A 13,210-nucleotide genomic window follows, 5' to 3' on the forward strand; every position below is an offset into this window, starting at 1 on the left:
CAGTCTGAGAGTTGGATTGAACTTCGTTTCCGCTGCTGTCGTTCATGCCGGACGCGTTGCCGCCCTCGCCTGTTCGGCGGACTGCCCCGTCGCCGCCCGACGACGCCGCGCGATCCGCTGAATGCGGTGCGTGGCCATACCAGCGCGGATAAAACTGTCGCACCGCCTCGCCGTCGAAACGCAGCGCGTGGCAGCGTCCCAGCTGGAATGGCGGTTTGTCGTTGGAATGCTCGCCTGGGCTGTTAGACGATTCGTCCCCTGAACTCGCGTTCGCGCCCGGTGTGCTGTCGTTGGTGTTCCACACGTCGCCGGCGAATGCCTGAATGGCGGCCGTGGGCAGGATTGCGCACAACTCGGTGAGATGCGTGCAACCAGCCGTGCCGCCCAGCAAACGGGCGACATCGCGACGGAAGTTGTTGAACAGATTGAGCCCGATGAGGGCACGGTAGGCGGGATTGCTGACTTGGCACAAACCAGGATACGGCACCCAGTCGGACGACGCCTCGGCGTCGACGACATTGAGCGTGCGATCGATGGTGATGCGAAGCCAGAGTTCATGGATCGGCTGACCATTGGGCCGGACGCCCGACGCAAGCACCACGTCACGCGGTTTTTCGTCGGTCAAGCATGCTTCCACATCCCACAGGCCATCTGCTCGCTCATAGGCTTCCGCTCTGATTGCGCGGCGATGGCGCAACTGACGGGACACTGGCGGGGAGAGCGGCATGCGGGAAGGAAAGGCCGGATTGGAAAACCCACGAATTTTAGCATACTGGGTATGTGAAACAGGTTGGAATACACGCGAGCGTTTGGCGCCCCTGAGCGCGCGGCGGACGTTGCGCCGCTAATCGCCACTCCATGTCTCGTCGATGCCTTTGAGGATTTTGCCGATTGTTGCGCCGGAGAAACCACGCGCCGCCAGAAAGCGCGCCTGCTTCGCCCGCTCGGCCGGCGTTTCGGGAAGCTGACCGAATTTTTTGCGCCAGATGGCTTGAGCGCGCGTGAGTTCGGTGTCACGCAATTGCGCGCTGGCCTCTTCGACGAGCGTCTGATCGACCGCATGCTGCTTCAGCTCGCCGATGATCCGGCTCGTGCCCAGTCGCGACGAGCGCCGGTGAATCAGACTTTCCGCGAAACGTGAGTCGGATAGCCAGTTCTCGGCTTCCAGTGCGTCGAGCACCGTGTCCAGCGAATCGGTTTCCTCGACGAATGGCTTCAGTTTGCGTGCGAGTTCGGCGCGGCTGTATTCTCGGCGAGATAGATAGCCGAGCGCGCGTCCTTTGAGTGAACGTGCGGGGCGTTGGGATTTTTTGGCTTCGTCCTGCCCTGGCTTCGCTTCGCCAGACGTGCGACGCGAGCGGGTGTAGGTGGTCTCGGAAGGATCCGAGGCGGCAAGCGCAGAGGATTCAGACGGCGCGCGCTGCGGGCCACGGCCCGCGGCGCGATCGTGTGAGTCGAACGATTCGAACGGGTCGAACGAATCGTCGTCTTTGTCACGCGGGCCGTCCGAGTGACGTCCGGTATCGGACAACGGCCGGCCCTTGCGTATCACTTGAGGGTTACTCTTCTTCGTCCGCGACTTCTGCGCCTGCGCCGGTCACTGCCTCGGCCATTGCATTGACGCCCAGCGATTCGCGGATACGGTTTTCGATCTCACGAGCGATGTCCGGATTCTCGCGCAGGAACTCACGCGCGTTGTCCTTGCCCTGACCGATCCGCTCGCCGCTATAGCTGTACCACGCACCGGCCTTGTCGACGATCTTGGCCTGCACGCCCAAGTCGATGATTTCGCCCTGACGCGAAATACCTTCGCCGTACAGAATGTCGAAAATCGCTTCCCGGAACGGTGGCGACACCTTGTTCTTGACGACCTTCACGCGCGTTTCATTGCCGATCACTTCGTCGTTCTTCTTGATCGAACCGATCCGGCGAATGTCCAGGCGCACCGACGCGTAGAACTTCAGCGCGTTGCCGCCCGTGGTGGTTTCCGGGTTGCCGAACATCACGCCGATCTTCATGCGGATCTGGTTGATGAAGATCACGAGGCAGTTCGTGCGCTTGATCGTGCCGGTGAGCTTGCGCAGCGCCTGCGACATCAGACGCGCTTGCAGACCCGGCAGCGAGTCGCCCATTTCGCCTTCGATTTCAGCCTTCGGCACGAGCGCCGCGACCGAGTCGATCACGATCATGTCGATCGAGCCCGAGCGCACCAGCGCGTCGGCGATTTCGAGCGCCTGTTCGCCGGTGTCCGGTTGAGAAACCAGCAGGTCGTTCACGTTCACGCCGAGCTTGCCCGCGTACTGGATGTCCAGCGCGTGTTCCGCATCGATAAACGCCGCCGTGCCGCCGATCTTCTGCATTTCGGCGATGACTTGCAGCGTCAGCGTGGTTTTACCGGACGATTCCGGGCCGTAGATTTCGACCACACGGCCACGCGGCAAACCGCCGACGCCCAGCGCGATGTCGAGGCCGAGCGATCCGGTTGAGACCACCTGGATGTCTTCGACTACCTCACCCGCGCCGAGCCGCATGACCGACCCTTTGCCGAACTGCTTTTCGATCTGCGCGAGCGCGGCAGCCAGCGCCTTGCTCTTTTCCGCAGTCAGTCCAGCCGAGCCTTTCTTGCTTTCTTCCATGAATCGTCCTTTGCTATGATGAACGGCGTCTGAGGCGGGTATGCCGTCCACTTTTAGCGAACAGCACACGAAACTCAGACACTGTATAAAAAAACAGTGGTTTTGGCAAGCACGATTCTCATGCGAACGCGCATTTTTACCGTCGCGCTGCCCAAACCACCCACAATAATTTTCGGAGACCGCTGCGCGCCGCGGACACCCACGGCGCCGGCAAAGCCAGGCTGGCGCATCATGCGAATTCTGATTGCCGAAGACGACAGCATACTCGCGGACGGTCTGGTTCGATCACTCCGCCAATCGGCCTATGCGGTCGATCACGTGAAGAGCGGCGTGGAAGCCGATACAGCGCTGTCAATGCAGACTTTCGACCTATTGATACTCGATCTGGGCCTGCCGCGCATGTCCGGACTCGAGGTGCTGCGCCGCCTGCGCGCGCGCAATTCCAACCTGCCGGTGTTGATCCTGACCGCCGCGGACAGCGTCGACGAACGCGTCAAAGGTCTCGACCTCGGCGCCGACGACTACATGGCCAAACCCTTCGCGCTGAACGAGCTCGAAGCGCGCGTGCGCGCGCTGACCCGCCGCGGCGCGGGCGGCGGCCCCACGGTCGTGCGGCACGGCTCGCTGTCGTTCGACCAGGTCGGCCGGATCGCCTATGTGAACGACCAGGTGATCGACCTGTCGGCGCGCGAACTCGGCTTGCTCGAAGTGCTGCTGCAAAGGATCGGCCGGCTGGTGTCGAAGGAACAGCTCGTCGACCATCTGTGCGAATGGGGCGAGGAAGTCAGCAACAACGCGATCGAGGTCTACGTGCACCGCCTGCGCAAGAAGATCGAGCCGAGCGGCGTGCGCATCATCACCGTGCGCGGCCTCGGCTACTGCCTCGAAAAAGCGGCTTCGCCCGCTACCGCAAGCGCGAATGCAAGCGCGGCCGCCCCGCCCGCTCCCGCCGAGCCCGACCCGCCCGCCACGCCGCCGTCCGGCGCGATGCCGGCGAGTCATCACTACAAATAGAGGAAGAGGACGCCCATGTCCGCACGCGCAGATCGCGCCACGGCGCACGCGGCGGACCTCGACGAAGCGCGCGACGAGCGCTACGCCAATCCGTTCGCGCCGCCCGACGAAACCGAAGCCGCCGCCGAAGCGCGCCCGCGCTCGCTGTTCGGCGAGATTCTCGACTGGATGCTCGCGCCGCTGCTGCTGCTCTGGCCGATGAGCCTCGCGGTCACCTATCTGGTCGCCAAGTCGATCGCGAACGGGCCGTTCGACCGCGCGCTCGAAACCGACGCCTACGTGCTCGCCCGCCAGATTCATTCGGTCAACGGCGTAGCGGAGCTGTCGCTGCCCGACTCCACCCGCGATTTTCTGCGCGCCGACAACGTCGACAGCGTGTTCTATCAGGTGCTCGGCACGCGCGGCGAGCTGGTGAGCGGCGAGCACGACATGCCCTTGCCGCATGAAGAGGACCGGCCGCAGCCGGGCATCGTCGAATTCCGCGACGACGTGCTGCGCGGCAACGATATCCGCGTCGCCTACACGACCGTCGAGTTCCCGCAGACGCCGGGCGCGCAGCCCGTGCTGGTGCAGGTCGCCGAAACGCTCGACAAGCGCAGCCAGCTTGCCAACGACATCATCAAGGGTGTGATCCTGCCGCAGTTCGTGATCCTGCCGCTCGCGATCCTGCTGGTGTGGTTCGGCCTGTCGCGCGGCCTCGCGCCGCTGCACGCGCTGCAGGCGCACATCCGCGCGCGGCGTCCGGACGATCTGTCGCCGCTCGAGGCGCGGCGAGCACCGCCGGAAATCGAGCCGCTGGTGACCTCCTTCAACGATCTGCTCACGCGGCTCGAACAGAACATGGAGTTGCAGAAGCGCTTCATCGCGGATGCCGCGCATCAGATGAAAACCCCGCTCGCCGGCCTGCGCACCCAGGCCGAGCTGGCGCTGCGGCAGGACGTCTCCGAGGAAGTGCACCGCTCGCTCGAACAGATCGCCACCAGTTCGGAGCACGCCGCGCGGCTAGTCACCCAGTTGCTGGCGCTGGCGCGTGCGGAAAACCGCATGTCCGGGCAGATTTTCACGCGGGTCGAAGTGGGCGAGGTCGCGCGCAGCGCGGTGCGCGACTGGGTGCAAGCCGCACTCGCCAAACAGATGGACCTGGGCTATGAAGCGCCCGACGAGCCCGTCGAGGTCGACGGCAATCCGGTGATGCTGCGCGAAATGCTGTCGAACCTGATCGACAACGCGATCCGCTACACGCCCTTGGGCGGGCGCATCACCGTCAGGGTGAGGCACGACGCGGCGGCGCGGCTCGTCCATCTGGAGGTCGAGGACACGGGCCTCGGCATTCCGGTCGCCGAGCGCTCGCGGGTGATCGAGCGGTTCTACCGGATTCTCGGCCGCGAAGGCGACGGCAGCGGCCTGGGACTGGCGATCGTCCGCGAAATTGCCACCATGCACGGCGGCGAGCTGACCATCGACGACAATGTTTATCAGACCTCGCCGCGGCTGGCCGGGACGCTCGTGCGTGTCAGTTTGCACGTGCATGGGCGGGACGGGACTTACCCTAACGCGGCTTGAGCCTCGAAATCATGCAAGCGCTATTTTGAGATAAGTTGCGCGTTCTTTGGACTCCATTAGCATCCAATTACCGATCTTTGCCCGAATCTGGCGGGCACCGGGCGCCCCTTCGTTTCACCCCGTCACGTCAGTACGCCGTAAGTTTCCACTCCAATAATCGGTTGCACGGGAACGTCTTTGCTAGGCGACCGCGTGGATATCAATATTGGAGACGACATATGGCTACCGTTGGCGGACACATCTCGCCCGTACCGATGACGCGCGAAGAGAAGCGGGTGATCTTCGCTTCGTCGCTAGGTACGGTTTTCGAGTGGTACGACTTTTATCTGGCCGGCTCGCTCGCGGCCTTCATCAGCAAGAGCTTCTTCTCGGGCGTCAATCCGACCGCGGCCTTCATCTTCACGCTGCTCAGCTTTGCCGCGGGCTTCGCGGTCCGGCCGTTCGGCGCAATCGTGTTCGGCCGGCTCGGCGACATGGTCGGGCGCAAATACACGTTCCTCATCACGATCGTGATCATGGGCCTGTCGACGTTCCTCGTCGGCTTCCTGCCGGGCTACGCGGCGATCGGCATTGCTTCGCCGGTGATCTTCATCGCGATGCGGATGCTGCAAGGCCTCGCGCTCGGCGGCGAGTACGGCGGCGCCGCGACCTACGTGGCCGAACACGCGCCGCCGGGACGCCGCGGCTTCTACACCGCGTGGATCCAGACCACCGCCACGCTCGGCCTGTTCCTGTCGCTGCTGGTGATTCTCGGCGTGCGCACGGCGATGGGCGAAGACTCGTTCGGCGACTGGGGCTGGCGCATTCCGTTCGTCGCGTCGATCATCCTGCTGGCCGTTTCGGTGTGGATTCGTCTGCAACTGCATGAATCGCCGGTGTTCGAGCGCATCAAGGCCGAGGGCAAGACCTCCAAGGCGCCGCTGACGGAAGCATTCGGCCAGTGGAAGAACCTGAAGATCGTGATTCTCGCGCTGATCGGCCTGACCGCCGGCCAGGCCGTGGTCTGGTACACGGGCCAGTTCTACACGCTGTTCTTCCTGACGCAGACGCTGAAGGTCGACGGCAGCAGCGCCAACATCATGATCGCGATCGCGCTGCTGATCGGCACGCCGTTCTTCCTGTTCTTCGGCTCGCTGTCCGACCGCATCGGCCGCAAGCCGATCATCATGGCCGGCCTGCTGATCGCCGCGCTCACGTACTTCCCGCTGTTCAAGGCGCTCGCGCACTACACCAACCCGGCTCTGGAGGCCGCGACCGCGCGGGCTCCGATCGTCGTGATCGCGGATCCGGCGCAGTGCTCGTTCCAGTTCAACCCGGTCGGCACGGCCAAGTTCACCAGTTCCTGCGACATCGCGAAGAGCGCGCTTTCGCGGGCAGGTCTGAACTATGAGAACGTCGCGGCGCCGGCGGGCACGCTGGCGCAAATCCGGGTCGGCGATACGGTGGTCAACACGTTCGACGGCCGCGCCGCCGATGCGAAGGAGCAAGGCAAGCTGTTCGACAAGACGCTCGCCGCGACGCTGAAGGCGGCCGGTTATCCGCCGAAGGCCGATCCGTCGCAGATCAACTGGCCGATGACGGTGGTGATCCTGACGATCCTCGTGATCTACGTGACGATGGTCTACGGTCCGATCGCGGCGATGCTGGTGGAAATGTTCCCGACGCGCATCCGCTATACGTCGATGTCGCTGCCGTATCACATCGGCAATGGCTGGTTCGGCGGCTTCCTGCCGGCCACGGCGTTCGCGATCGTCGCGGCGAAGGGCAACATCTACTCGGGGCTGTGGTATCCGATCATCATCGCATTGGTCACCTTCGTGATCGGTATGCTGTTCGTCCGGGAAACCAAGGACTCGGACATCTACGCGAAGGACTGACAGTCGCTGACGGACGGGCAACTTGAAAAAGTTGTGCGCCGGGGGTTGACAGCCTCCGGCGCGGTCAGCATAATCTCGCTTCTTTCGGCGAATTAGCTCAGTTGGTTAGAGCGACGGAATCATAATCCGCAGGTCCGGGGTTCGAGTCCCTGATTCGCCACCAGCATCACTCGCAAGGCCCGCTCCTCTTAACCGAGAGCGGGCCTTTCGTTTTGCGGCGGCGCGATCGGTGCGCGAGTCGAGTCTGTCGCACGAAGAACCGTCACTCACGATCTGTTACCATCCCTGAGCCGATGTTTCCAACGGAGTGAGTTATCCTCCTAGCATTGATTCTTCGCCAGTTGCAAAAAGCCGCTGCCCCTCAAGGTTCAGCGGCTTTTTTATTTTGGCTTTCCCGATCGCAACTTCAAGGAGGTTTCTTGATGACGTTCCGCACCGCCGCGCTCGCCGTGGCGACCGCTTCCATCGCGCTGCTCGGCGCGACGTCCGCGTTGACCGCGCAGGCGCAGACTCCGCCCGACAGCCAGTGGCGCGCCAGTCCCATCACCCTGTCCACGCTGCTGCAGGACGGCTACAGGATCGCCGCCGTGGTGAACGACGCGCACGGCAATGCCGCCCCGGCCGACATCATTTTTGTCCAGCGCGATCAGAGCGCGTTCAAATGTATCGACCCGCAGCAACCGGACGCGAGAACGAAAACAGCCATCGCTGCGCCCGCGTGTTTCGAACTGGTTCCGCCATCGGGAACAACACCGGCCGGCGATTCGAAGTAACCGTCGATGTGAATCAGCCGCGCGCTCACCAGCGCGGGCAAGCACGGCGCCGCACGAACGCCTCAGCGATCCACCAGCCGGCTCAGATTGCCGCGCACGCGCTGCAATAGCGCGATCAATTGCGCCGCCTCCTCGTCGGTGAAGCCGTTGAGCGCTTCGAGCGCGACCTCATCGCCCACCTTGCGCGCCTTGCCGAGCGTGCGCTCGGCCTTCGGCGTCATCCGCACCTGGTACTCGCGCCGGTCCTGCGGATTGGCGATCCGTTCGATCCAGCCGCCCTCCGACATCCGGTCCAGCAAACGGCCCGCCGAAATCGGCGCGACTTCGAGCAGATCCGCCAGGCGCGCCTGATTGATGTCGCCGTAATGCGCGAGATAGGCCAGCACGCGACACTGCGCGCGCGTCAGATCGACCGAGGACTTCGCGAGATCGTCGAAACGCTTGCCTGCGAGCCGGCCGACGTCGGAAACCAGAAAGCCGAAGCGCTCTTCGAGTTGGGTTTTCATGCGCGGATTATACGAAAGCCGTTCGGCGTCCAGCGTCGTTGCGCACACCGTTCGACTTTCGGATAACTCCCGATGGCGCTCGTCCACCACGTCGATATAATAAGCATGCTTACTATATCGACGACCCGCCTCCCATGTCCTCCGCTTCCTCGCCGGCAAGCGCAAGCGCGCCGCTCAACCGGCCGATGATCACCATCTCGATCATGCTCGCAACGCTGATCCAGACGCTCGACAGCACGATCGCCAACGTGGCGCTGCCGCATATGCAGGGCGCGCTGTCGGCGTCGCAGGACGAGATCACGTGGGTGCTGACCTCGTACATCGTCGCCGCCGCGATCGCCACGCCGCTCACCGGCTGGCTGTCCGACCGGCTCAGCGTGAAACGCCTGCTGATCGTCGCGATCGGCGGCTTCACGGTGGCGTCGGCGCTGTGCGGGTTGTCGGAAACGCTCACGCAGATCGTCGCATCGCGTTTGCTGCAAGGGATTTTCGGCGCGTCGCTGGTGCCGCTGTCGCAGTCCATCCTGCTCGACATCAACCCGCGCGAAAAGCAGGGCCAGGCGATGGCGGTATGGGGCATGGGCGTGATGGTCGGACCGATTCTCGGACCGACGCTCGGCGGCTGGCTCACCGACAGCTACAACTGGCGCTGGGTGTTCTTCATCAACGTGCCGATCGGCGCGTTCGCGCTGTTCGGCGTCGCCACCTTCCTGCCCTCGCGCGAGCCGAAACACGACGTCAAGTTCGACGCGTTCGGCTTCATCACGCTGGGTCTCGCGATCGGCGCATTGCAGGCGATGCTCGACCGCGGCGAACAACTCGACTGGTTCTCGTCGACCGAGATCGTCATCGAGTCGCTCGTCGCGGCGATCAGTTTCGCGTTCTTCCTCGTGCATACGGCAACGGTCGGCGAGACCTCGTTTTTCAAATATAAGTTGCTGAAGGACCCGAACTTCGCGACCGGCACCTTCTTCATCTTCGTGATCGGCGCTGTCATGTACGCGACCCGCGCGCTGCTGCCGCCGATGCTGCAAAACCTGATGAACTATCCGGTCGCGACCACCGGGCTCGTTACGGCGCCGAGCGGCGCGGGCACGATGATCGCGATGCTGTTCGCGGGACGGCTGTTGCGGCGGGTGGATGCCCGGCTGTTGCTGCTCGCCGGCTTCCTGATTTCGGCGTTCGCGTTGTGGCAGATGATGCACTACACGATCGTGCTGTCGCCGTCGGACATCGTGTGGCCGGGCGTGATCCAGGGCTTCGGACTCGGGCTCGTGTTCGTGCCGCTGAGCGCGCTGACCTTCTCGACACTCGCGCCGGAACTGCGCGCGGACGGCACCGCGACGTACAGCCTGATGCGCAATATCGGCAGCAGTATCGGCATTTCGATCGTGCAGACGCTGATGACGCGCAACACGCAGATCTCGCACGCGGACCTCGCGGCGAATATCACGCCGTTCAATCCGGCGATCCAGCCGATGCTGGGCAGCGGCTCGAACTACGACATCGCAGCACTGAACGCGTCGATCACGCAGCAAGCGTCGATGATCGCCTATCTGAACGACTTCAAGCTGATGTTCGTGGCGACGCTGCTGGTGATCCCGCTGCTGCTGTTGATCCGCCCGTCGCGCAAGGCGCCGGACGCGTCGGTCGCCCATGCGGCGATGGATTGATCGTTCACCCCTCGATCCGCCCGCGCGTCATCCCGAGTAACGACGCCATGGCCGCGCGCGCCGCAGCGGCATCGCGCTCGCGAATCGCCTCGAACACCGCCGTATGTTCGGCGAGCGACGCGTTGAACACCTCCGCGCGTTTCGCATTCAGCCGGAGCTGCGCTTCGAGCGTGCGCTCGATCAGCGTGCCGAGCGGAATCAGCAATTCGTTGCTGCAAGCGGTCAGCACGCTCAAATGAAACTGCAGATCGGCCCGCACCCACTCATCGACATTGCGCGCCGCCGCCATCGCCGCATGCGCGTCGGCCAGCGCGCGGAACGTGTCGTCCGTATAGGAGGCTGCCGCGAGACTCGCGGCATACGGCTCGATCATCTCGCGCATTTCCTGCAGCTTGAGCGCAAACACCATCGGCTCGGCGACGCGCGAGTACCAGTCGAGCAGATCGACATCGAGCAGGTTCCACGCGGGCTTTGGCCGCACGCGCGTGCCCACGCGCGGCCGCGATTCGATCAGCCCTTTCGAGGTGAGCGTGCGCAACGCCTCGCGCAACACCGTGCGGCTGACGCCGAACATCTCCATCAACTCGGCCTCGCGCGGCAGAATCGAATCGGGTGCGTAGTCGCCGCGCAGAATCGCAGTCGCCAGCAGATGGGCGACGCGCCCATGCAAATCGTGCTGAATCACTTTCTCCCAGCGGCCTTGCGGCGTTGTTGAAATTGGAACCGGGCGCTGAACCGGCGGGATTGGCGCTTCGCTCACGAATTCCGAGCCACGCCGCTAAGACGCCGTCCGGCTCCGACCATCCTCGGGTCACTATTTGGCCAATAATACTATTAATAGTACTTAAAGGCGCTTTTGTTGTAGCATGTGAATCCTCGAAATATTTCGCAGGCGCCCAAGCCGCAAGGAGACGCACACCATGAAAATCACCAAGCTCGAAACCTTCATCGTTCCGCCGCGCTGGTGCTTCCTGAAGATCGAGACTGACGAAGGTATCGTCGGCTGGGGTGAGCCGGTGGTCGAGGGCCGCGCGCACACCGTCGCGGCTGCGGTGGAAGAACTGTCCGACTATCTGATCGGCAAGGACCCGCTGCTGATCGAAGACCACTGGCAGGTGATGTACCGCGCGGGCTTCTATCGCGGCGGCCCGATCACGATGAGCGCGATCGCCGGCGTCGATCAGGCGTTGTGGGACATCAAGGGCAAGCATCATGGCGTGCCGGTGCATGCGCTGCTCGGCGGCCAGGTGCGCGACAAGATCAAGGTGTACTCGTGGATCGGCGGCGACCGTCCGAGCGATGTCGCGCACAACGCGCGCGCGGTGGTCGAACGCGGCTTCAAGGCCGTGAAGATGAACGGCTCGGAGGAACTGCAGATCATCGACACCTTCGACAAGGTGCAAGGCGTGATCAACAACGTGGCGGCGGTGCGCGAGGCGGTCGGGCCGAACATCGGTATCGGCGTGGACTTCCACGGCCGCGTGCACAAGCCGATGGCGAAGGTGCTGGCCAAAGAACTCGACCCGTACAAGCTGCTCTTCATCGAAGAGCCGGTGCTGTCGGAGAACGCCGAAGCGCTGCGCGACATCGTCAACCAGACCAACACGCCGATCGCGCTGGGCGAGCGCCTGTATTCGCGCTGGGACTTCAAGCACATTCTGTCGGGCGGCTACGTCGATATCATCCAGCCGGACGCGTCGCATGCGGGCGGCATCACCGAGTGCCGCAAGATCGCGTCGATGGCCGAAGCGTACGACGTCGCGCTCGCGCTGCATTGTCCGCTCGGCCCGATTGCCTTGGCAACCTGCCTGCAGATCGACGCGGTGAGCTACAACGCGTTCATCCAGGAACAGAGCCTCGGGATTCACTACAACCAGGGCAACGACCTGCTCGACTACATCAAGAACCCGGAAGTCTTCAAATACGAAGACGGCTTCGTATCGATTCCACAAGGCCCCGGCCTCGGCATCGAGGTCAACGAAGAGAAGGTGCGCGAGATGGCGAAGGTCGGGCATCGCTGGCGCAACCCGGTGTGGCGCCACGAGGACGGCAGCGTCGCCGAATGGTAAGTGCGTGAATGCATGCCGCCTGCGGGCGGCATGTTTATTTGCGTTGCGACCGCTCGCCCGACGCTCCACCCGCCTGTTACGGTGACATCACGCGCGGGCCGTCGCAGTGACGAAACATCCCGGGCCAAACCAGCCGAAACTCGCATTCCCCAGCCCCTTCCCCGCCTCGCCCCATCTCGCGCAAAGCCTATCCGCCAAGGCCTTCAGGCTGTTGGTTCGGCATCAGACATACGCATGGCCCTGTCCTTGCTGAAATGCCTGCAAACAACACAGGCAGCGGGGAACATCATGGGCGAATTCCTGCCGGACTATCTGATCCGGGAACAGGCCGCCGTCGGCGCACTCGTTGCGTTCGGCGTGCTGCGCATCCTCGGCGCGGTGCTCGCGTTCGAATGGGGCTGGCGCATCTCGGTGGTCGAAAAATGCTTCATCGCCGCCGCGCTCGCCTATTGCCTGCCGCAGCTTTTCAACCTGCTGACGCATCTGTACGGCTCGCGCGCCGCCTGCGCCGAACTCGAGGGCAAGGCTGCGGGCTGCGCGATCGCGCTCTTCTGCGCGCCGATCGTTGGCCATCACCTCGGGCTGGAATGAGCGGGCATGTCAGGCGGACTACTTCCCGTGCGGCTGGCAAAGCGGCTCGCGAAGCCCGCGTACCGCGCGGGCGACGTGCTGAAGCTGCGCTCCGGCGGACGCCCGATGACCGCGACATGGAGCGGGCCGGTGCTCTTCGCGCCGGGCAACTGGCTGATTTGCCAATGGTTCAGCGACGCCGGCGAACTGCAGCAGGAGATGTTCGCGGAGGAGACGTTGGAACGGACGGATCGCGCCGCGCCGCAATCATCCACTAGAGAGCAGTAACGGGTCTGCTGGCCACCGCCAGGCGACCGTGAGTATTGCGCCGCACGCTTTTGCTGTGCGGCGTTTTCTTAGGTGGCAAGTGCCTGTTGGAAACGTGAGCGATGTGCGTCTCGCACACGCTGGCGAGGTAGGCGGTGAAGTACGGCCAGCACGGAAGCATGCCGCACGAGGCTTCGCTCAGGACGCAAGCATCCGATGCACAGACGCTTGCGATTCGAACCCCGAGCCCTCGGGCTGCCCG

The 13,210-nt window shown here is 63.7% G+C and carries 13 protein-coding genes and 1 tRNA gene; 9 read left to right on the plus strand and 5 right to left on the minus strand.

Annotation, left to right across the window (positions count from 1 at the left end):
- From PQR02_RS10190 to recA, 3 genes are all read right to left on the minus strand, one after another.
- On the minus strand, positions 1-727 hold a 727-nt coding region (locus PQR02_RS10190; protein ID WP_408229237.1), incomplete at its 3' end, for a DUF2889 domain-containing protein.
- 117 nt (positions 728-844) lie between these two features.
- On the minus strand, positions 845-1,552 hold the full coding sequence (gene recX, locus PQR02_RS10195) for a recombination regulator RecX (protein WP_408229240.1): 708 nt from the start codon (positions 1,550-1,552) through the stop codon (positions 845-847).
- Positions 1,553-1,559: 7 nt separating this feature from the next.
- Entirely contained in the window at positions 1,560-2,636 is a 1,077-nt protein-coding gene (gene recA / locus PQR02_RS10200; protein WP_042321135.1) for a recombinase RecA, read from the minus strand.
- A 231-nt stretch (positions 2,637-2,867) separates the two neighbouring features.
- On the opposite strand from recA, the gene PQR02_RS10205 reads away from it, so the two are divergent.
- From PQR02_RS10205 to PQR02_RS10225, 5 genes are all read left to right on the plus strand, one after another.
- Complete coding sequence (locus tag PQR02_RS10205; RefSeq protein ID WP_408229243.1) at positions 2,868-3,650, plus strand: response regulator; 783 nt, start codon at positions 2,868-2,870, stop codon at positions 3,648-3,650.
- A gap of 15 nt (positions 3,651-3,665) precedes the next feature.
- Entirely contained in the window at positions 3,666-5,213 is a 1,548-nt protein-coding gene (locus PQR02_RS10210) for a sensor histidine kinase (protein ID WP_408229246.1), read from the plus strand.
- A 218-nt stretch (positions 5,214-5,431) separates the two neighbouring features.
- On the plus strand, positions 5,432-7,090 hold the full coding sequence (locus PQR02_RS10215; RefSeq protein ID WP_408229249.1) for an MFS transporter: 1,659 nt from the start codon (positions 5,432-5,434) through the stop codon (positions 7,088-7,090).
- Between the two features lie 86 nt (positions 7,091-7,176).
- Positions 7,177-7,253 (plus strand) — tRNA-Met (locus PQR02_RS10220).
- A gap of 259 nt (positions 7,254-7,512) precedes the next feature.
- Positions 7,513-7,863, plus strand: coding sequence for a hypothetical protein (locus PQR02_RS10225; RefSeq protein WP_408229650.1), 351 nt, complete (start codon positions 7,513-7,515; stop codon positions 7,861-7,863).
- 62 nt (positions 7,864-7,925) lie between these two features.
- Here the strand turns inward: PQR02_RS10225 and PQR02_RS10230 are convergent, their stop codons facing one another.
- On the minus strand, positions 7,926-8,369 hold the full coding sequence (locus tag PQR02_RS10230; RefSeq protein WP_408229252.1) for a MarR family winged helix-turn-helix transcriptional regulator: 444 nt from the start codon (positions 8,367-8,369) through the stop codon (positions 7,926-7,928).
- 134 nt (positions 8,370-8,503) lie between these two features.
- Here PQR02_RS10230 and PQR02_RS10235 point away from each other — a divergent pair, with 134 nt between their 5' ends.
- Positions 8,504-10,042: a DHA2 family efflux MFS transporter permease subunit gene (locus tag PQR02_RS10235; protein ID WP_408229256.1), complete on the plus strand. Its 1,539-nt coding sequence runs from the start codon at positions 8,504-8,506 to the stop codon at positions 10,040-10,042.
- Positions 10,043-10,046: 4 nt separating this feature from the next.
- Here the strand turns inward: PQR02_RS10235 and PQR02_RS10240 are convergent, their stop codons facing one another.
- Entirely contained in the window at positions 10,047-10,727 is a 681-nt protein-coding gene (locus PQR02_RS10240; protein ID WP_408229259.1) for a FadR/GntR family transcriptional regulator, read from the minus strand.
- Between the two features lie 235 nt (positions 10,728-10,962).
- Between PQR02_RS10240 and dgoD the strand changes: the two genes are divergently transcribed.
- The 3 genes from dgoD (at position 10,963) to PQR02_RS10255 (ending at position 12,969) form a co-directional block, all read left to right on the plus strand.
- Entirely contained in the window at positions 10,963-12,111 is a 1,149-nt protein-coding gene (gene dgoD / locus PQR02_RS10245; protein WP_408229262.1) for a galactonate dehydratase, read from the plus strand.
- 288 nt (positions 12,112-12,399) lie between these two features.
- On the plus strand, positions 12,400-12,702 hold the full coding sequence (locus PQR02_RS10250; RefSeq protein ID WP_408229653.1) for a hypothetical protein: 303 nt from the start codon (positions 12,400-12,402) through the stop codon (positions 12,700-12,702).
- 6 nt (positions 12,703-12,708) lie between these two features.
- Positions 12,709-12,969 (plus strand): YodC family protein, encoded by a 261-nt coding sequence (locus PQR02_RS10255; protein ID WP_408229265.1) that lies wholly within the window; start codon positions 12,709-12,711, stop codon positions 12,967-12,969.
- Positions 12,970-13,210 lie beyond the last annotated feature (241 nt).

Origin of the sequence: Paraburkholderia sediminicola, from assembly GCF_046026895.1 — a bacterium.
Classification (GTDB): Bacteria; Pseudomonadota; Gammaproteobacteria; order Burkholderiales; family Burkholderiaceae; genus Paraburkholderia; species Paraburkholderia sediminicola_C.